Source organism: Spirosoma pollinicola, from assembly GCF_002831565.1.
In the GTDB taxonomy this organism is placed as follows: domain Bacteria; phylum Bacteroidota; class Bacteroidia; order Cytophagales; family Spirosomataceae; genus Spirosoma; species Spirosoma pollinicola.
Genome location: NZ_CP025096.1, coordinates 7,859,140 through 7,878,374, shown reverse-complemented (window position 1 = coordinate 7,878,374; position 19,235 = coordinate 7,859,140). Strand labels below are relative to the sequence as shown.

Annotated in this window: 21 protein-coding genes; 6 read left to right on the top strand and 15 right to left on the bottom strand. The window is 47.6% G+C overall.

The annotated features are described in order from the left end of the window. Window positions 1-10: 10 nt before the first annotated feature. A complete protein-coding gene (locus CWM47_RS33260; RefSeq protein WP_100992834.1) occupies window positions 11-1,648 on the bottom strand; it encodes a UvrD-helicase domain-containing protein in 1,638 nt (545 codons plus the stop codon). A gap of 391 nt (window positions 1,649-2,039) precedes the next feature. Here CWM47_RS33260 and CWM47_RS33255 point away from each other — a divergent pair, with 391 nt between their 5' ends. Further along, complete coding sequence (locus CWM47_RS33255) at window positions 2,040-2,681, top strand: hypothetical protein (RefSeq protein ID WP_100992833.1); 642 nt, start codon at window positions 2,040-2,042, stop codon at window positions 2,679-2,681. Window positions 2,682-2,760: 79 nt separating this feature from the next. Here the strand turns inward: CWM47_RS33255 and CWM47_RS40105 are convergent, their stop codons facing one another. Together CWM47_RS40105 and CWM47_RS40100 are read right to left on the bottom strand one after the other, a co-directional pair. Further along, window positions 2,761-2,949 (bottom strand): DUF5618 family protein, encoded by a 189-nt coding sequence (locus tag CWM47_RS40105; RefSeq protein ID WP_317046679.1) that lies wholly within the window; start codon window positions 2,947-2,949, stop codon window positions 2,761-2,763. Then, window positions 2,936-3,061 carry a hypothetical protein gene (locus CWM47_RS40100; RefSeq protein WP_317046678.1) on the bottom strand — a complete coding sequence of 42 codons (126 nt, stop codon included), beginning with the start codon at window positions 3,059-3,061 and terminating at the stop codon, window positions 2,936-2,938. Before CWM47_RS40100 ends, CWM47_RS40105 begins: the two co-directional genes overlap by 14 nt. A 152-nt stretch (window positions 3,062-3,213) precedes the next feature. Between CWM47_RS40100 and CWM47_RS39890 the strand changes: the two genes are divergently transcribed. After that, a complete protein-coding gene (locus CWM47_RS39890) occupies window positions 3,214-3,336 on the top strand; it encodes a hypothetical protein (protein ID WP_262511992.1) in 123 nt (40 codons plus the stop codon). Window positions 3,337-3,575: 239 nt separating this feature from the next. On the opposite strand, the gene CWM47_RS33245 is transcribed toward CWM47_RS39890, so the two are convergent. From CWM47_RS33245 to CWM47_RS38465, 3 genes are all read right to left on the bottom strand, one after another. Continuing rightward, entirely contained in the window at window positions 3,576-4,022 is a 447-nt protein-coding gene (locus CWM47_RS33245) for a hypothetical protein (protein WP_100992832.1), read from the bottom strand. Between the two features lie 496 nt (window positions 4,023-4,518). Continuing rightward, window positions 4,519-4,788 carry a hypothetical protein gene (locus tag CWM47_RS38470; RefSeq protein WP_157816131.1) on the bottom strand — a complete coding sequence of 90 codons (270 nt, stop codon included), beginning with the start codon at window positions 4,786-4,788 and terminating at the stop codon, window positions 4,519-4,521. A gap of 336 nt (window positions 4,789-5,124) precedes the next feature. After that, on the bottom strand, window positions 5,125-5,286 hold the full coding sequence (locus CWM47_RS38465; protein ID WP_157816130.1) for a hypothetical protein: 162 nt from the start codon (window positions 5,284-5,286) through the stop codon (window positions 5,125-5,127). On the opposite strand from CWM47_RS38465, the gene CWM47_RS33235 reads away from it, so the two are divergent. Next, window positions 5,225-6,533, top strand: a protein-coding gene (locus CWM47_RS33235; protein ID WP_394342031.1) for an IS3 family transposase whose coding sequence is annotated in 2 segments (ribosomal slippage) — window positions 5,225-5,541 and window positions 5,540-6,533 — 1,311 coding nt in all. Because the reading frame shifts where the segments join, the coding sequence is not laid out codon by codon here. The two genes, CWM47_RS38465 and CWM47_RS33235, sit on opposite strands and share 62 nt — an antisense overlap. 17 nt (window positions 6,534-6,550) lie before the next feature. On the opposite strand, the gene CWM47_RS33230 is transcribed toward CWM47_RS33235, so the two are convergent. The 5 genes from CWM47_RS33230 to CWM47_RS33210 form a co-directional block, all read right to left on the bottom strand. Beyond that, window positions 6,551-6,925 (bottom strand): hypothetical protein, encoded by a 375-nt coding sequence (locus tag CWM47_RS33230; protein WP_157816129.1) that lies wholly within the window; start codon window positions 6,923-6,925, stop codon window positions 6,551-6,553. Between the two features lie 158 nt (window positions 6,926-7,083). Beyond that, window positions 7,084-8,085 (bottom strand): YihY/virulence factor BrkB family protein, encoded by a 1,002-nt coding sequence (locus tag CWM47_RS33225; protein WP_206170567.1) that lies wholly within the window; start codon window positions 8,083-8,085, stop codon window positions 7,084-7,086. A 123-nt stretch (window positions 8,086-8,208) separates the two neighbouring features. Next, complete coding sequence (locus tag CWM47_RS33220) at window positions 8,209-9,114, bottom strand: YsnF/AvaK domain-containing protein (RefSeq protein ID WP_100992829.1); 906 nt, start codon at window positions 9,112-9,114, stop codon at window positions 8,209-8,211. A gap of 36 nt (window positions 9,115-9,150) precedes the next feature. Further along, window positions 9,151-9,621, bottom strand: a complete 471-nt coding sequence (locus CWM47_RS33215) for a YsnF/AvaK domain-containing protein (RefSeq protein WP_240625587.1) — start codon at window positions 9,619-9,621, stop codon at window positions 9,151-9,153. Window positions 9,622-9,692: 71 nt separating this feature from the next. Beyond that, window positions 9,693-9,929, bottom strand: coding sequence for a YtxH domain-containing protein (locus CWM47_RS33210; protein WP_100992828.1), 237 nt, complete (start codon window positions 9,927-9,929; stop codon window positions 9,693-9,695). A 443-nt stretch (window positions 9,930-10,372) separates the two neighbouring features. Here CWM47_RS33210 and CWM47_RS33205 point away from each other — a divergent pair, with 443 nt between their 5' ends. The 3 genes from CWM47_RS33205 (at window position 10,373) to CWM47_RS33195 (ending at window position 13,756) form a co-directional block, all read left to right on the top strand. After that, window positions 10,373-10,690, top strand: coding sequence for a hypothetical protein (locus CWM47_RS33205; protein ID WP_240625585.1), 318 nt, complete (start codon window positions 10,373-10,375; stop codon window positions 10,688-10,690). A 481-nt stretch (window positions 10,691-11,171) separates the two neighbouring features. Then, on the top strand, window positions 11,172-12,335 hold the full coding sequence (locus tag CWM47_RS33200) for an AI-2E family transporter (protein ID WP_100992827.1): 1,164 nt from the start codon (window positions 11,172-11,174) through the stop codon (window positions 12,333-12,335). Between the two features lie 620 nt (window positions 12,336-12,955). Then, window positions 12,956-13,756, top strand: coding sequence for a GntR family transcriptional regulator (locus CWM47_RS33195; protein ID WP_100992826.1), 801 nt, complete (start codon window positions 12,956-12,958; stop codon window positions 13,754-13,756). Between the two features lie 13 nt (window positions 13,757-13,769). On the opposite strand, the gene CWM47_RS33190 is transcribed toward CWM47_RS33195, so the two are convergent. From CWM47_RS33190 to CWM47_RS33175, 4 genes are read right to left on the bottom strand one after another with little or no spacing between them, the layout of a single operon-like run. Continuing rightward, window positions 13,770-14,477 carry an SGNH/GDSL hydrolase family protein gene (locus CWM47_RS33190; RefSeq protein ID WP_100992825.1) on the bottom strand — a complete coding sequence of 236 codons (708 nt, stop codon included), beginning with the start codon at window positions 14,475-14,477 and terminating at the stop codon, window positions 13,770-13,772. Window positions 14,478-14,526: 49 nt separating this feature from the next. Further along, a complete protein-coding gene (locus CWM47_RS33185; RefSeq protein WP_240625583.1) occupies window positions 14,527-17,073 on the bottom strand; it encodes a carbohydrate porin in 2,547 nt (848 codons plus the stop codon). Between the two features lie 32 nt (window positions 17,074-17,105). After that, the gene (locus CWM47_RS33180) at window positions 17,106-17,765 is read right to left on the bottom strand and encodes a GDSL-type esterase/lipase family protein (protein ID WP_100992824.1); all 660 of its coding nucleotides are present in this window, start codon (window positions 17,763-17,765) and stop codon (window positions 17,106-17,108) included. Between the two features lie 19 nt (window positions 17,766-17,784). Next, the gene (locus CWM47_RS33175) at window positions 17,785-19,221 is read right to left on the bottom strand and encodes a RagB/SusD family nutrient uptake outer membrane protein (RefSeq protein ID WP_100994157.1); all 1,437 of its coding nucleotides are present in this window, start codon (window positions 19,219-19,221) and stop codon (window positions 17,785-17,787) included. Window positions 19,222-19,235: the final 14 nt, after the last annotated feature.

Here is a 19,235-nt window from a genome sequence, read left to right as displayed (position 1 = left end):
ATTAATCCATTCAGACTGTAGCCCGGAGTTTGGTAACTTGTCCACTTGCCGTTTCACCTTGGCCTGTAAGTGCGGATTCACTGCGCTGCTGAGTGCGGTTCTCAGCTGGAATAGGCGCCAGCGCCGCTCGATCGAAACTAAAACTGGCCCGTAACGTATCCGGGATTCTTACTTGCTGACGACTGCGGGTTAAGGCTACATATAGCATGTTTATTTCTTCGTGCAACGCCTGCAGATTGGCCGGATTCTGTTTATCCGCCAGTTTTTCGGACACTCCCTTCTTTTCAATAAAGTCATCGCACAACGTCACTCCGTCGTATTCCATCCCCTTGCATCGGTGAACGGTCGAAAAAATCTGGTCGGCCACGTGTCGCATGGAATCGTCGACATGGGCCTGCCGGATCTGCTCAATATATTCAGGTAAGGCGTCCTGGTACGTCTCAACAATTTCGAGCGCCAGGCGCATAGAGGCCTCGCCGGTCTGATCAACGTAATGCTTCAGTTCACCAACATGGCCCATGGTTTTAATTAATGGACTGCGGACCCGATCCAGTCTATCCTGATACAGGTAATAGATATCCATAAGCGATCCGCCACTGTCCATGTAGGTGTAGGTTTCGAACCGCCCTTCGAAGTATAAGGACCCAATCTGCTCTTCAATACATAGCATATCAATGGCCTTGGCCAGAACCGCTACGTTCGTACGGCCGATCGTCGCGTGTATGGGCGCAACTGGTGGCTGATGCTTTCCTACTCCTTTAATCGTAGTGAGCTGGCCCGTATCGAAACTGCTTTTCCAGCCCAGTACGTAGTTCGCCAGTTGAGCAACCTCGTCTCCAAAACGAAAACTCTGACTCAGGTACAGCGTTGGCGCATCGAACTTGTCCAGGGAGTTTACAGCATGTCGAAACCCGTAGATTTGCTGGTGAGGATCGCCGACAATCAGTTTCGTTGCCGGTTGCTGCATAAACACTTCCAGCATCGTTTCCGAAGCATCCTGCCCCTCATCAAAGAGGATATAGTCGTAGGGCAAAGGAGGAGCTACAAACTGAAACTTCTTCAGATAAAAGTCATGCGTACAAGGCAATTTGTTGGTATCCATCTGCGTGTAGAGCTGCTGCGCATACCGGTAGATCTTTTCCTTGTTTTGCCGGGCAAACCGGCGACTTTTCGCATCAGCCGGGTCAATAATAGCCAGGTAGTCCAGCTGCTCGACGGTTACTGCTTTTGAGTTGCAGAAGTAACTGAACAGCTTTTTGACGTGGCTGGCCATCATACAGCCAGCCAGCATAGTTCGTTGCGTGAAGCCAAGCTGAACTGCAATGTCCTGAATCGAGTAGTCGCCCCCGGCGCTCAGCACATACCTCTGCCGGACGATCACATAGCTATAGGCCAATGAGTGAGCCGTATGTACTGTAACGTTTGTTAGACCACGCCGGGCGAAACGAGCTTGTGCTTCCAGGCGTACGGTACGGTTAAAAGCCAGGTAGAGGATTCGGGGTGAACGACCCGAACTCAGCACAGGCCTGGAGGCAGCGTACTCGATGAGGGTGGTAGTTTTGCCCGAGCCGGCAACCGCCACTAATTTAAAATCACCCGCCTGCCGGGTTGCTTCGAGCTGCTCATGGGTGATACTGGTAGCTTTCATGTCCGATGTTGCTTAATTACACATGTTGATGGCTCAAGGCAGCTACTTTCTGATGTTTTATGTACAGCAATTGCCCGAAAAACGCTTTTGCGTTCATCCCTGTTTGTGACTCTAATATACGAATAATTTTCGCAAGTTAAAAATTGAAATCATATATAAGAAAACGGCTTCTTCCCCTTCATCTTTTTTTATCCACCAAAAATTCATCTGGGTGGACTGGGTATGTTTGTAGCCTGATTTGAGTGGGACCGACTTGGTTTTTGTCAAGTCAAGCCGCTAAACAGGGCTTCTGACTGCTCCGTTTGATAAGTGTTTTGTCAGAGGTTATAGTAACTAAAGCATTTGGATATCAATTTTAGGGCTGTTGTACATTCAACTGGAAAAATGCATCATGAAATCGTACCGACTTATTCTTTTCCTGACTCTGATTGCAGTTAACTTAAGTTGTAAAAAAGGGGGAGGGGAGGATCCCGTAACCTCGGAGACTGTATTAGTCAATTCATCCGATCCTAAAGTTTATTTGTCTGGTGAATTTCCGGCTGTTTACATTAAATGGGCAGGTAATCATGTACCAACCATTGAGGGCCAGGATTATGCATTCACGCCCGACCCTAAAGCAATTACGGGTAATTATAAACTCCTTATTGAGCCAAGCGGTACTGATTCGCTTAAATTATACATTGATGGGAGTGGTACCGGACCTACGTTTCAGAAGACTCCTTTAGGAAGTTTCTCATACGCCAATTTTTCGGGTAACAGCAACAATGCGGCTGGGTATATCTATGGCGTCTGGTACCTTCAGGACAAATTTTCGGCTCCTGGCAACGTACGTGTGATGGTTGAACGGTTGGCGTATCCAACGAAAACGGATTTTCGGTTTCGAATTAATATTGGTTACGTGTATGGAACGGCTTCACCCTACGCTGATCGATACATACCTTATATCAACGATGTTTCGGGAATTACGATTAATGATATACGCCAGATCGGTCAATTCATTTTTGCCCGTGAATCTCCTGGCATACTGAAGTAGTGAAGTTTAGTGTCTAAGTAGCATTCGTGTAGTGATCCAGATCCATTCAGTCTTTAGTAGAAGCTGAATGGATTTCTACTTAAACGGTAGTCGTTCGCTGTTCGACCCAATTGATAATCGTGTCAGCCCTTTTTAAGCCCGCCTGCGCTACATCTGCGTCTAAATTACCATCGTACCCTAACGCTAAATGAAGCGTATCATAAGCCAGTACAAAAATATCTAACAGCCGTTTATCCAGTTTAGCCAACTGCGATTTATACCACGTCACCGCCCGGCACGGTACGCCGCTGCGGGCCCGGATCTTTACGGCCTTTTTTCTTTTCTTCTAAAAGGCTATCCAGTGCGACAAGAATACCATTGTAAGCCGTGTTACCCGCCATACGGACGTATTTACGATCGTGATATTGACCATTTTGTCTCCCGGCTTTCTCCCGTTAGAGTTCGCGGGCATTGTCCATATAGCGCCTGGCTTCCTGTACCGAGTTCATAATACAATCAAAAATAAGAATTAACGGGTAAAATCCGGTCCAACTTGCAGGCCAAAACTCTGGATAAATTCGATAGCCTGTTTAGGCAACTCAAATACCCCGTCGTAATCATCAAGATTATCGTTGGTCCACCAGATACCGATGTGTTCAATGCGGGGCTGCTGTGAATCGTCCGTGAAGGTCCACTCGATCTGACCATAGCCCGTAGATGGGATAGTACCCTCTTTTGTAAAAAACTCGAACGTTGATGCTGTGTCCTGGCTGATCGTCGCTACTGCGCCTGAACTGTGTTCCCAGTTAACAGGGCTGTTAAATCTAAAGGTTTTCCTGTTGTTTGCATGACACTTTTTGAATGGGTTTAGCTACTTTTTAGGTGACCCCTAACCATAGAGGTTAGGGGCTATTTTTAATCAATTTTATTTCGTTTCAGGAAAGCATCCCACCAATCAAGATTCTCCTGTAAACTGGTAGCCATGCGGTCTTCTGCATCACGTTCTAGGCGTGCACTTTCCGGAAAAGATAAGAACGCAACGTTGGGTTCAAACATTTTTGCTCCTAACCAATCGATCTGAGTTTCATACAACTCAATCGGATTTTTTGGGCTGACCGTTTCGCCGGAGCGGTCAGTACCAACCACCAGAGCTTTCGAGTATATTTCCCAGGTACCAAACCGGAACGCTTCATGCTCATCATCTGACACATTATCATCGACGAACAGCACATCACCATTCGTTTGTCCTGCCGCACTGCTAATCAGGCTGCAACCGAGCAAATTATAAATGCTTGGTAGCGAAAAGTCCGTTTCGACTGGTGAAATGGTACGGGTTGTGGGATCAATTAAGTAGGCGTTCATAAATTTGCTAACTGTTTGATTATTAGCTAATTTACGACGATCATATAGCCATTGCAAGCGATTTTAGGGGTTAAATAAATCTTCTAAAACACTCTTTTCCCCTTAATCCCTTGTGTTTAGTATACATTTAGTGGTGTGTAGTGTTTTGTGTAGTGAATAAATCTCGCTCCTTACCTGGCTGACGAATCCGCTTGGCTGGTATCAAAAATTTTTGACACCAGCCAAGGTTTAGTTTCTGGAAAGTTGACGTCTGAGTAAATACATAGCTATTAAAAATACGTGATTATCCACCTGGCTAATTACCGGAATTATCGATTTAACACGATTAGCAATATGGGTTGGACTGTGTCCCATCCGGATTAACTGATCAATGGATGCAACCAAACCAGGCTGATTTTGTAGGTATAGGTCGTAAATCATTTTTTCGCAGGCAACATGTATAGGCTCCATGCTGGGGTCTGGTTGGTCTGTATCTGAATTCATAAAGTAGTATGAATTACTCACTAGTTTTTGAGAAGCGCTTAAGAATATCCAGACAGCGTTTACAGGTTGGTACTTGTTTAATGCCGTCAGCGTCTAGGCGGTGGCTGTCTTTACCCAGTGAATCACTCCAATTGGCTCCTGAACGGCTTTTAACAGGACTACACAAAAATTCGCCTTTTGGCCGGTACAAACGACCTAATCTTACTTCTTCCTGGGTATAGATGTGATAAACTGTATTGCGTTTCTGGCCATCGCCCCAACTGCTGGCACTTAATCCGCTCAAGGCCTCTTTTATTTCGATCGAGAAAGCGAACGGAATAGGATGCCTACGATAAAACTCGTCCGAAGCTTCCTAACGGGCCTGCCCCTTTTGGATTCGGAGCTGTGTCTGCTGTTGCTCTTTCAACCGACTCTGCTCCTTTTGCCAGACTTGAAACTCTTGGAGGTCTTTCTGTAAATACAACTCAGCATAAAACCGACTTGGCCAGATTGTACCCTCTTCACCAACGGGCAGCGGATTATCTGAGTTAAACTGTACGTCGTCAAGTAAAAGTGGACAAATGGGGTGAAAATGGGAAGAGACAATTCATTAATCGCACCGGCGACCCGGTTGTTTCATCTAAATCACCTTAGTAATGTCCAATTCAGCCAAAACATCCAAAGGATAACCGGCAGCTTTTTCACCTTCCACATCTGCCGAGCGTAAGCCTGCTTTATCGATTATCAAAGACATCCAGCGACAGACCAGACGGCAGTACACCGCTGAAGAAAAAATCCGCATTGTCCTGGAAGGTTTGCAGGGCGAACAGTCAGTAGCCGAGATCTGTCGGCGAGAAGGTCTAAATACCAATATTTATTATCGCTGGAGTAAAGAGTTCCTGGAAGCGGGTAAAAAGCGATTAGCCGGTGATACAACCCGGGAAGCCACTGCTCCGGAGGTACAATCTATCAAGTCCGAAAATGAAGCCCTTAAACAACTGGTGGCTGAATTGAGTCTGGAGAATCGGGTATTAAAAAAAAGCCTTAAAGCCGACGATTAATCCCGATCATCACATGACTCAGTCAGAAAAGATGGAGATTATAACGCTAGTCGAACAGTCGCCACTTGGTGTTAAGGCCACCTTGCGGGAGCTGGGTATTAACCGATCCACTTTTTACGGTTGGTACAAACGCTATTTAACCAATGGCTATGATGGCTTGATGGACCAACCTTACCGACGGACCAGTGGCTGGAATCAACTCCCAGCCGCCGAAAAAGATCGGATTGTTGAGTTAGCCTTACAAAGGCCTGATCTTTCCTGTCGAGAGCTAGCCTGCCATATTGTTGATAATGAACAGTGGTTTGTCTCGGAGTCCACGGTCTACCGGATTCTAAAGAGCCGAGGGTTGATTACTACCCCTGCCTATCGATTGATGGAAGCGGCCGACCACTTTTATAATCCGACTACAGCACCGAATCAACTCTGGCAGACCGATTTTACGTACTTCAAGATCAAGCACTGGGGTTGGTATTATCTCTCGACAGTGTTGGATGACTACTCGCGTTACATTTTGGCGTGGGAACTGTGTTCAGGCATGCAAGCGGTCGATGTGGAGCGGACGGTACAAGCCGCTTTGCATGCCAGTAGTTTGAAGACTGGCCAACGACCTCGTATTTTGTCCGACAATGGGTCGGTCTATGTGTCACGGTATCTGAAGGAGTATTTGAAAGGGGAAAGCATGGAGCATATTCGCTGTGCTCCGTTTCACCCCATGACCCAAGGCAAAATTGAGCGGTATCATCGGTCGATGAAAAACGTGTTATTACTCGAACACTATTACAGCCCCGATGAACTGATCAGTCGCCTGACGGAATGGGTAGACTACTATAATCATCAGCGCTATCATGAATCACTAGAAAACGTCCGCCCAGCCGATGCCTACTGGGGCCGTCAAGATCAGATCTTAGTCGAACGGCAAAAAATCAAGCGGTTGTCAATGTTGAAACGACGGAAAAGTCATATTTTTCAGCGCGTCCAAAGTGGGTAAAACCGTCTCTTCTTTTTTCACCCGCATCTGTCCACTTTTGGTTGACGACGTACATATAAACGTCTTAAAAAAACAGCATCATACAACTGGCGCGTTAGTCGTTGTTTGTACATCCGGGTTTTCAGGCGGGTATAGAATACACTGTCACGCTCACTACGTAATGGAGCCAGGGCATTGATTTTCAGCGCCAATAGCGAATCGATGTGACCGTTTTGGACAGCTTTTTGCCGTAGCGTTCGTACTTTTAGGTGGGTTGAATCGAGTCGAAGGCGCCGGTTAGTGCTGGTATCCGACTGAGCAACAGCCGCTGGCGTACATAAAGTCATACCAACAACCCACATCCAGAAAGAGCGCAGGTCTAACGAGGGGATAGTCAGCGAACGAAAAAACACAGATACTAACGAGCCTATTTACCTGGTATGGCTAGGAAAGAATGATCGACTATAGCGAATGATACGGTACCCGTTGACTGGAAAAGCTAACCAATAATCCTGTAATAGTAACCCCTCAACGAATGAATTGTTCCGGTACTGCCTGACTAAGCGTCCGTTCAGTGCGCATCAGCCAGATGACTGACTTCCCGTTCCGTCTTCTCTACGTACACGGCCTGATCGGAGGGTTCGATTTTTACCCCAACCTGATTGGCGTAGGCCTGGGTCAACTCGGCGCCGAAATAAAGAATAGCCGCCATGTAGTAAATCCAGGTCAGGATCACGATCAGCGACCCCGCAGCGCCGTAGGCAGAACCCGTACCGGTCGTTTCGATGTACAGCCCAATCAGATACCGACCCAGCATGAACAGCATCGCCGTCAGAAAGCCGCCCCAGCGGACATCCTTCCAGGCAATATTGACATCGGGCAACACTTTAAAGATCACACTGAACAGCAGCGTCACGACCACCGTACTGACCCCGAAATTGAGCGCGCTGATGAGCCCCACACTCACCGACGGAAAGTAGCGCGTCAACCCGTCGCTCAGCGTCAGCAGCAGTCCATTGATGATAAAAGTCACCAACAGCAAAAAGCCCAAACTGACAACCAGCGAGGAGGATAACAACCGATCCTTAATCAGCTTGAGCCAGCCTTTTTTTGGTTTAGCCTTGACACCCCATATCTGGTTGATCGAATCCTGAATGTCGGCGAAAATGCTGGTGGCACCCAGCAGTAACGTAACAATACTGATGACTAGGGCCGTATTCGTTTGGTGAGAGATGGTCGTGTGTTTGATCATGTCCTGCACCTGCCGGGCAGCATCGTTCCCGATCAGCCCATTGATTTGGGAAAAGACCTGACCCTGAATAGCGTCCTGGCCAAGAAAAATACTCAGCAGGGCCATCACCAGCACCAGCAGCGGGGCCAGCGAAAAAACTGTATAGTAGGCCAGTGAGGCACTTAACTTGAGGCAGTGATCGTCCCCAAACGCCGTGAAGGCCTCGCGCAAAATAATCCAGGCATTGGCCCAAAAACCGGTTGGCGCCTTAGCTGACTTTACGGGCATTGGAATAGAGTCCGCGAAAAGCTTTTTGTAGAGGGGGGTAAAAAAAGTACTCATGCGTCTGGAATGTGTTGTCGTGAATGGAGGGTACTCAGTTCTGAAACCGAGCCGATTCAGTTTGCCTACATCAAAAGAAACGTCAACCGACACAGTGGCCCATGTCGGCTGACGATCCATAGCTTACTTAGTAGAATACGTTACGTTATCCGGCTGATCCGTTCTACCTATATCCTCGACATCTACTTCCGTTTTCCGTACCGTGTCGCGAATGACTTCATCCCGTTCGGTGACGGCTTTGCCCACTGAGATTTCTTCGACCACGTTCGCCGTTTTCGATACCACCGGCACTTCGGCGTGTTCGGTCATCTCGATCTGGCCATCCTGAAAAGCATTCAGATCAGCGGCCGTTGCTGGCCGACTGACCGGCGTCCGGTTGACCGTTACCCGTTCTTCCCGCAGACGAACCGTTTCTTCAACGGGCTTGGCCACGATACGGCTGCGTAACCGCACACCACCCGTTTCAACCGTACGCTTGCCAACTTCCAGGTTTTCTTCGATCACCTTGATAGTTTGATCGCCATCCGTTGGCATGGTGCGATTATCGGCACGGGTCATCTCTTCCGGCGTAAGAATCGCGGCTCCCATCGATGCGCTCGGGGCTTTAGTCAAACTATCATAGGTAGCCGCTTTTTCGTTCACGTCGATCGCACCGACATCGTCCAGAATATCGGCCGCCCGCTCGGCTTCATCGTCCGTCTCGGTGTGTACGGTTACGACCGAATGCTGGCTGGCCACCCGGGCGTATTTCTGCCTTTCGTCCGCATCATCGTCCCCAAACAGATTACTGAAGAAATTACCAATGCTGCTGCCGACATCTTTCGTATCATCGACGATCTCTTCGGTTCGGGTGCCGGAGGTGTTCACGTGGCGATCCGGGATGATTGCCTCGGAATCGCCCATACTCGTTTGGGTGGCAGCCGACAGGTCTACCTGACTACGGCTAAAACCACTATTCATTAATTGATCAACAGCTTTCTGCGCGTCGGAGGCATTGGCGAACATGCCGACTACTGTTTGTTGGGCCATGATGGTACGAGATAAAGGGTGAAAATGTAACTATATCTATAACGAAGACTCCGGGGGAGCCGGTCGTTCCGAAGTAGCATCGATACGTTCGATGCGGACGTCTTCCCGGCGGAGTGGCACCGAAAGAGTTTGCCGGGTTTGGCTCTGTCGTCGGGTAACCCGGATTTCTTCGATCAGCATCAGCCGCTTTTCCACCACCAGTACTTCTTTTAGGACTGGGTAGATCGTCGTCTCCCCTTCCTGACGCGTTAGGGGTGGCTCATCGACGTACTGATTCAGGCTAACCCGTTCGATCTCGACGGTTTCGCTGGTCAGGGGGATCTGAACCGTTTGAGGCTCCTCCAGGACTGTTTTAGTAATGCGGACCCGGCCCGTTTCGACGAGTTGCTTTTCTACATGAAGCTGTTCTTCCAGAAGCGGAATGACTACACTTTCTTCAACCACCTTATCCTTTTTTAAGGGCATATTGCTGGCTGACACGTCATCGGATGGAAAAGGATTGTTCATGGAAACAGCCTAGAAACGATTGATAGTCAACCAATAAAGGACGTACTGGTACGGAATAGATAGGGGCCTGACTAATCGATCAGCCCGGTTGTTTCTGACTGAAAATAAGCCATCTGACTTTTCAGCATATCCACTAACTTGATGACCTGATCTCTCGTTACGTCCCACTGCTGTTTGATGGCTTTGATGCCATTGACTCGCTCGGTAACCGCCTGACTCAACTGGCTGCGGGTTTGAACACCCGGTCGTGGAGCGGTCAGGTAGCTAATGGCTAATCCAGCGATCAGTCCCGTTAAAAAGCGTTTCATGGGTTTATGAGGTTATTGATACGATACGAGGGTTACTGATAAAACTGTGCCATCAAGGAAAAACGGGCCATGCAGCCAATGGTCTATTGATTGCCGCAACAGGACCAGGTTAGCATTGGGATAGGACGGGGTTATAAGACCCCAGTATGGGGAATTAGTAGCCGGTTAAATCCGCAGATAATGAATGAGTTAAGGAAACTGTAAGTACTCATTATCACCAGTTTGGGCAGCTTGTTAGCTCTGTTTGAATACGTTGGTTAAGAGTGGCAGTTCCCTTTGAGTCGGTCAGAACTCGGCTCGAAAACAATTGCCTTGGTCTAGTAGTAATCAAAGAAGGCTGATCGTCCTGGAAAGGAAGACAATGTACGTTAAGCAGACGCCGATAGGCCATCGGTTGACGTAGCGGTTTATCTACCAAATGATAGAATTAACCATCAACTGTAATGACCGATGAAAAAAACGCATACTGGCTCCTGGTTCTGACGAGTCTATGGCTGTCCGTTGACGGGCTGGCGCAGTTGACACCACCGGCGCAGAAAATGTCTGTAAATGACCGCCTGGCCAAGGCCCGAGCGGTCAAAGCAGAAAAAAAATCGGCCAGCCCAATGCCATCGCTGACCCAAAAAGCAGCTCAGCCGCAGGAGGCGACCCCGGCCGATTACCAGACACCCGTGGATAAAAGGCAGAAAGGCCCACATGGAGAAGTAGTGCATACGGGAGAGCGGGGCGGCAAATTCTACATCAACAAAAAATGGGAATAAGACGTATTTAAGCAGTAATCATTGATGTCACTACTGAATGATAAGGCCAATCGAATTGATGCGGATATCTCAAAATTAGGCGAATAGCGAATAAAATAAATTAGGTATAATTACCTGCAGTTATGGGGAATAATCTCTTCACAAATCAGCTTTTTAGCCTAATTCCACAACTATACTTTTGTCTAATTTACTTATAATCAGAGAATTAGTAAGGATTAATTCGTCTGGCATCATTCTGGTGAGAGAGCTGGTGGCTAACTGGTTTATCAGCCAAACTAAACTTACTGGTCTTCCCTACTTTCTGATTTGCCCAACGATAGGAAAGAGCCCCTAATCGAGCCGATTAGGGGCTCGCTTTTTCAGACTCCTGCGGCTAGCCAAAAACACGGATTGTTTATTCGTTGAATAAGCCATTTGGACCGCTCTTACGTTCGACAATCTGACGTCTTGTTTACTAATTCACATTTTCTCGTTTTAACGGATGCTTCGACAATCGCCTATTAACCTGCCTTATCCGGCCCGACTGGTTTGCGTATTACTCTCACTAGTCATTATTATTTATGGACTACACACCCTATCGGGACTGCTTATTCCGCTGGTGTTTGCCATCCTGTTTTCGGTGTTGCTGTTTCCCCTGGCCCACCGCTTCGAGCAGTGGCGTATGCCCCGAATTCTGGCCAGTATTGTCTGCTTGGTGTTTCTACTGGCTTTCATCGTGGGTTTGTTTTATGCGGTTTCTTTACAAATCAGCAGCTTTTCGGAAGTTCTACCCCAACTGACCGAACGGGCCGGTCAATACGTGGACAAACTGCAGGGCATGACTAAAGAGTATTTCCACATCAACCGGCAACAACAGGCCGTTCAGGCTCAGAAATACGCCAAACAGCTTTTGGCGGAAGGAGGAACGATTCTACGGTCGACCCTGGAAGCCACCACCAGTGCACTGACCAATGTGTTTCTGGTCCTGTTATTCACGTTTTTCTTTCTGCTCTACCGGGATTTCTTTCGTTCCTTTTTCTACAAAGCCTTTGCCGATGAAAAACGCTCAGCCATTGATGTGGTTTTTCAGGGCATTTATACCGTCGTCAAGGATTACCTGGCCGGACTGGTACTAGTCATTCTGATTATTGGGTCACTCATGACGGCGGGCCTGTTTTTTTTAGGCGTTGACTACGCGGTGTTCTTTGGCTTTTTTGGGGCCTGTCTGGTGCTGATTCCGTATTTTGGTATTTCGCTGGGTTCACTGCTACCGGCAGCCTATACGCTGGTGACGCAGGATAATCCGTTGAAAGCAGTAGCGGTTGTAGGGCTTTACCTGGGGGTTCAGATGGTGGAAGGAAATTTTATCACGCCTTACGTAGTAGGTTCTAAAGTCAGTATCAACCCACTGGCTGCCATTGTCGTTTTACTGTTATGGGAAAATATTTGGGGGCTGCCGGGATTGATTCTGGCCTTACCGCTGACGGCGATTCTCAAGGTTATTTTTGATGCGGTGGAATCATTAAAACCCTACGGTTTTCTGATCGGTGAAGCTGAAAAACCGCGGCCGCCCATCAAAAGCCTAAAGCAGTTAGCGGAACAGTTACCCCGACGAACAAAAAAAATTGGTCAGGTAGAGGAAAAGACGGTAGTGACCCCGACTTAGTGTCTTAGCCTGAAAATGAATTGGACGTTTAACTGAACGGTTTTAATAGCTAATCCATACTCGTTCAATTAATGATGACAATTGACCTTTTCGTGAACGATAACAAATGAACTAATCTATACAAATCAACCAACATAAGATACATCTTAAAGCCGATTGGTAGACTGGTTATTGTCGCACCAAATTGTATAGCAAGTCCAGTTTATTCATAGCTGGACTTCTGACATTAGCTTTAACGATTATTTTTGTTTGTACTTTCATAAGCTCCTAATTCTTGGCAAAATAGGATAGCATTTCAGACATGTCTACACATTCATTCTGAGAGTGTGCTTCTGGCTGTGGTCATTTTGCCTAAGGGCGGCCATTATCTATCTAGTAAGATAGCAGCCTAATCATCGGTAAATTACGGAATATAATTAGGGTGGTCCGGCTAAACCGGACCACCCTAATTATATTCCGTAGCCTACGGGAGTGGGTTCAGGCTAAAACGCTACAACTTAGTAATAACATGCCCTGAATTCGCCTAGTTGTGCAGGTCTCTAAAGAGAAAATCGTATATTTACAGGCCTTGTACGGTCTACTTTTAACTTTGTAAAGGAGCAAATTTCTACCGATATCGCATGAGTGACTTGCCGAAAATTGGGCGTGAAGCAGTCAGGGAAAACCGAGCAGCTACGGCAGGGAAGGCGAAATTTATCGCGTTAAGCGAACATATCATTGACCAGATAAGACAGGGAGAATTACAGCCTGGCGACCAGATACCGTCGGAGAATGAACTCATAAAAACCTTTACTATAAGCAACACAACGGCTCGCAAAGTCTTATTAGAAATTGAATCGAAAGGATGGGCAAGGCGTGTTAAAGGTAAAGGGACCTATGTATTAAATCGGACGGAAGACCACCACTTTTTACGTACGCTAGGGTCAATCTATGCTACTCGACGTGGGTTTCACGACAGTCTGATTGCGGAGGGCTTTACACCTAAAAATATTGTCCTGGAAAAGACCATTTTGCCAGATGGTATTTCAACCGAAATCAACGGACGCCATTTCATTATCGAGGGTCCAACGCTAAAACTTCATCAACTCCGGTATGCAGACGAGTTATTGATCAAGGATGAAGTTAAGTACATCTCCCTTAACATGTGTCCAAAGATTGATCGGATACCAACGGAAGTCTCGTATTTTAAAGTGTACGAAAACAATTATCACTTGAAAATCACGGAAGTGCAGCAAACACTGAGTGTGAAGATTCTGGAGCCTAACACAACCAACTTCGACCTGGGTAAACCTACACCCGTTTTTGTGCTTGATAGTGCCATAATCTGCACAAATAACAAAGTAGTCGAAATAGAGCGATCCTATTACCACGGCGACAAGTACAAATTTGCCGTCATCGCCAATCCTGTTCAAGCCCAATAAATTAAATAAATGCTTACTTTTTGAGCCACTTAACTAACTCATTGGCAATAATCTCATGGCCCGCTTTATTGGGGTGATTAATATGAGACATATACGCGGGCAATTCCCCTTTTCTGGCAATCTGTTGAAATTTTACATAGGGATCGGCTAAGCCAACGTGGTATTGTTGGGCTAATTGTCGAATCTGCTGCACATAGGGATTTAACAGGTTGTTGGCGTTTAAAATATCCAGTCGTTGATCGGGGGATGGGGTTACTAGAATCACGTTGATGTTTCGGCATAGCGCCGATTGAATCATTTTTTCCCACGCTTGGCGAACATTGGCAAGATCAGCGAGGCGATCATTCAACGCGTAGTCGATAAACAGTACATCCGGTTTGTGCACAAGCACGTCCGATTCAAGTCGAGTTTGCCCTTGAATTGAATTTTCACCCCCAATTGCCGTCACGATCACGTTGACTACAGCGTATGGATACTGTTTTTTTAGCCTTTCCAGAAGTAGATTCGGGTACGATTCCAGCGTGTGTACTTCGTGATCATGCCAGTAACCCGCGGGTACCGAATGACCGTGAAAGACAAGATTGATTGTTCGGTTCTGTGGCCAGATGGCGTTTAGTCCTTTCTTAACGTCGGATAGATACGTACCGGAGTCCGCCGGTTGACCCATCGCATTGATCGTCAAGCTCACAATAGTGATAACAAAAGTAACTAGTTTAAGCATTTCTGTTCTGGCTAAGCGACAAATTGCCTGAGAGGAAAAGAATTGGTTATCACCAAAAGGCCACCAAATCACCAGTTACGTTTTCAACTACGTAATGATTACCATACTTTATATCTCCTGGTTTAACAGTGGCCTTTCCTTTTCGCCACGGATAACTTGAGTTGGTATACACATGCAGTTCCTGATCAGAAACACCCTCATCCGGGTAAATGTGAACTGTTGCATTTTTAAGACCCGTCAACCGAACACACCGGTTCATGTGTGGCATACCCGATGTCATTTCCTGGCAGGAGACAATACCGTCCAACTGATCAATGAAGAATCGACTTTCCCGGTGCCAGGCTTTGGGCAGATTATAAACTGAATAACCGTCAACTAACTCGGTTTCGTAACCCGTTAAAATTGGGGCGCCCTGAGATAATTTAAATCGGTGTGTAACGGTCGTGTTAGGACAATAACCCGAGAAGAAATAACCGTTGCTACCTTTAGCAATCGTCAGCACAGGGTTTTTCACCGATGGGTTTCGTTTGTCAATCCGGTAGTCTACGCCAAACTCTTTCAACACGTAACGCATCAGCAGCGGACCGGTAAAGAGTTGTTCAGGATCGTCAGGCGTCAGAAGTTTGCCGCCCGTAAACTTGCTCGAATTCGTACCCCGCACATAAGCAACTTTACCCCCTTTCCAGCCAGGCAGTTCGCGTACCCAAACCACATCGCGCGACTTACTACCCTGAGTCATTGTTGCTAGTACTCTGGTGTCATCCGTTCTGGTCTTTATATGAGTAGATAAACCACCACCCGAAAATAGCGCCCGGTGTATAATTTTAGTGGGATAAGGTTTATCAAGTTTATCCAGGTTGATCTTTGAGTTTACTACGAAGTCTCCTTCCAGGGCGGTTGTATTTTCAAGATTCAACAGACTCAAAAACGCCTTCCCTGCGTGATCGGCTGGCCCATAAATAAGCAGCTTGCCCCCACTCTGCACGAAAGCAATCAGTGATTTTTCGAGCGATGAATTCGCTTCCGGTACGATACTGACGAGTACGGATTCATTGAAGAAGGTTGGTTTAGCGGTTACCACTTTCTGAAATGAATTGGTCGACACAATGGTATTCAGTGGAAAACCGTTGTTAATGGCTTGCCGAATGAGCCAGTCACCATAATAAATCTCCGGCACTCGTGCTGGTTGTTTGTAGGCCCAATTGTGGTATTCGTCGAACGGATAGACCCATACCAGCGGGCCAGGTTCCGTGGGTGAATCATAGCGCGCTTTTAAAATATGGGGCGTCACCTCGTTGGGCACCTGCGCCGGCATTTCACCGTACGTGTTGTCAGCGGTGAGTAAATTTAAGTGGGTAGGCAGTTTTATTTCGCCTTTAGCGTTAATGCGCGCAACCGCCATTGGCAAATATATGTCGTGTGGCTCCTGCCCGTAACGATCCAGCCAGGGACTATTTACCCACCAGGGGTCATGCGTGTAATAGCGGAATAAATATCGCTCATCGGGTAACTCAGCCATGCGCGACATATAGCCAACCATTTCTAACCCAAAATCGCCATCAAGGGCAGCCCAGGGCGAATTAGGCGGGGGTAGTATATTGTAGTGACCCCCATAAATTTGCTTCAGATCAACCCCATCCCGCGCTAAATCGGCACCCGTTGACAAATTTGTTCCCCGGGTTTGAATCTGAAAATGAGGACATTCTTTACGGAATAGATTCCAAAAATCAGCGATCAACTCCCGAGTATATGCCAGCTTTTCGGGGGTAAACGCTTTGCCATTGAAAATAGCTCCGGTCGATGACCACCCTTCGACCCCAAAACCGAATCCATTGCTGAACCAGATGTAATCATAGCCTAAATCGGTCAGAAAATGCTGGCTCTGTCGACCCAGGAAAGTGCCGAACGGCGTGCTGGCGGGAATCCCTTTTGGAAAACCCGCGTACGCCTGATTATCCGCGTTGAGCGTTGAATAACAGCTAACCATGGTTTTGTGCCCCATGGCATTGCCACCCAGGATTTCGGGATGCTTTTTATATTTGAATTCCGACTTGGCAAACTCGGGACCCGGATCGAACGTCGCGCCAATGCGAATCGGTTTGCCAGTAACCCGCTTCCCCGCTTCTTTTAAGGCATCAATGATCGCTTTTAAATCCCCATACGTGTAGGCAGGTGGATTATCCATGTATAGGTACGCGCGTTCGTGCAGCGACAAGTCTTTGGGTCCCGATCCTACTTCGTGGTCCGTATTCGGATTACCCATGTACTTTGCCCATTCGAGAGGCTGATTCATATTACCGGTATAATCCAGAATCTCGGAACCGTCTGAAGTCCAGAGCATCACCGATACCGTATCCGCATGCCGCAGCAGCGCCGACCACTGCGTGAACAGTTCTGTTGCCACCTGCTGCCGGTATGCCTTGTCATTCTTCTTAAACGGCTTGAGAGACAGTTCCAGCGTGATGTTGTTGAATGATTTTCCACGCAGCCGTATGAAATCAGGATCGTTGATTCGTAGCACATTAGATGGTACAAAGCCGCTAGTTAGCAGGCACGCCAAGCCGAATAAGACGAGGGTTTTGATGAGATTATACATCGTTTGGAAGTTGCAGCATTTTCAGACTTAAATTAACGCAGTACCGGTCGGAGCAAAGTCGCCCAACGTTCATAGCCCTCGGCATTCATGTGTAGACTGTCAGGCTTAAAGAGTTTGCCTATTGGGCGATGAGTATTCGAATCAAGCATTGCCGGTACCACGTCGACAAAATTTGTGTTTTGCTGCCGCCGAAGGTAGCGCCTGATGAGCCGGTTCGTCACGGTCATGTTCGCCTGAAACTTCCAGCGTACCGGACTCGGCTTAATCGCAACGAAGGCCACCGCTAGTTGGGGTTGCGCCCGACGGAGTTTGCGAAATAAGGTTACGAAAAGCCTGTACACCGTTCGGGACGATCTGCCACCAGCCAAGTCATTATCGCCTGCATAAATTACCACTTGTTTAGGATGATAGGCCAGAATGATTCGGTCGGCGTACAGAAGGGCATCGCTCAGTTGCGATCCCCCAAATGCCCGGTTAATGATCGCTTTATCGGGAAATGTAGCTTGCAGGCTGTTCCAGATAGTAAAGGATGAACTGCCGACAAACACAATCGGTTGAGCGGGCGGTGGCGTTTGCTGATCGTTTTCCTCAAACGCTTGTACCGCCATTTCCCACTTATTCTGGGCTGGAGCGTAGCTCGACAATCCGCTCAAAACTAGTATGAAAAGACAGCGAATCAACGGAGTGTTCATAATCTATTCTCTATAACTATTAATAGCCAATATTCTGCTTCAGGGCTGGATTTAGGTCGATTTCCGTTTGCGGAATGGGAAAAAACAACTCAAAATCCTGTACGGAGAAAGACAATTTTTGGCTGGCGTAGTGGGCGTTAAGCACGGTTTGCGCCCGTCCGGTTCGCACTAAGTCAAACCAGCGTTGACCTTCGTACAGGAACTCTACCCGGCGTTCGCGTTCAAGTGCCAGGCGCAGGTCGGCCTGCGACAATCCAGACAAAGCTGCCAGTTTTGCCCGTTGCCGCACCTGATTAAGATAAAGTAGTGCGTCAGTCGTTTTCCCCCCTTCATTCAGGGCTTCAGCGTACATTAATAGCACATCGGCATAGCGAAGGATTGTGAACGAAACACTACCGTCACCAGGGTCAACCGCTTTAAAATCTACGAATTTCAGCCCGTACCGGCTGTATGATTTTTTACCCCCAATCAGCGTTATCGAATCATTCACCGAGATGACTTTGCGCGCATCACCCGCTTCGTACGAACGGATTAAGTCCAGGGTCGGAACAATACGTCCTGATCCCTGTGCATTACCGGGGAAAATAGCCATGCTGGTGATCGATGGAGTAAACACCGCCGAATAGTTATTGCCCAGCGATTGCCCGGATAGAAAGTCAACTTCTAAAATCGTTTCAGCCAGGTTCGTGTTACCATTCGTTGACAGCGTTTTATAGTCGGCCATCAGCGAGTACTGTTTGGCGTCGATGACTTCTTTCAGCTTCGTAGCCGCCAGGTCGTAACTCTTCTGAGTCAGGTACACTTTGCCCAACAATGTCTTGACGGTCATTTGGGAAGTGCGCGTTTTGTCGGTATTCAATGTGGCGGGTAGCAAACTCTCGGCGCTGGTCAGATCGGCAACGATTTGTGTGTACACCTCTGCCTGCGGCTTTAACGTCAGATCAGCTGACGAAACCTGAGCCGGACTGCTAAAGGTCTGGTTGGTGATCGGCACGTTGCCGAACAACCGCACCAGGTAGAAATAACTGGAAGCCCGCAAGAACTGCGCTTCGCCTTTGATTCGGTTCTTCGTCGTCTGGTCAAAGTTTACCGCATCGATACGATTCAGAATATTGTTACTCTGCGAGATGGTATACAGGCAGGTTCTCCAGACAGCTAACACGTATGCATTGGTCGGCGTTACGGCGTTCTGATCCAGTTGCATCTCATCGGCTGAGGGTGACGACCATTGGATTTCTGCATTGTCAGTCGTTAATTCGCTCATGTAGAGTAGATTGCTGGTAGTGTACAAGCCCCGAGTCGTGCTGTACACACCCACCAACGCCGTCTCAAAATCGTTCTGATTTTGGTAAAAACTCTGGTCGCTGATCTGGTATTCCGGCTTCAGATTCAGGAAATCGTGGCAGGAAGATAAGCTGGCCGTCAGGAATAGTAAGGCCAGGAGTCGGTTTTTCATGGTAATTAAAAGTT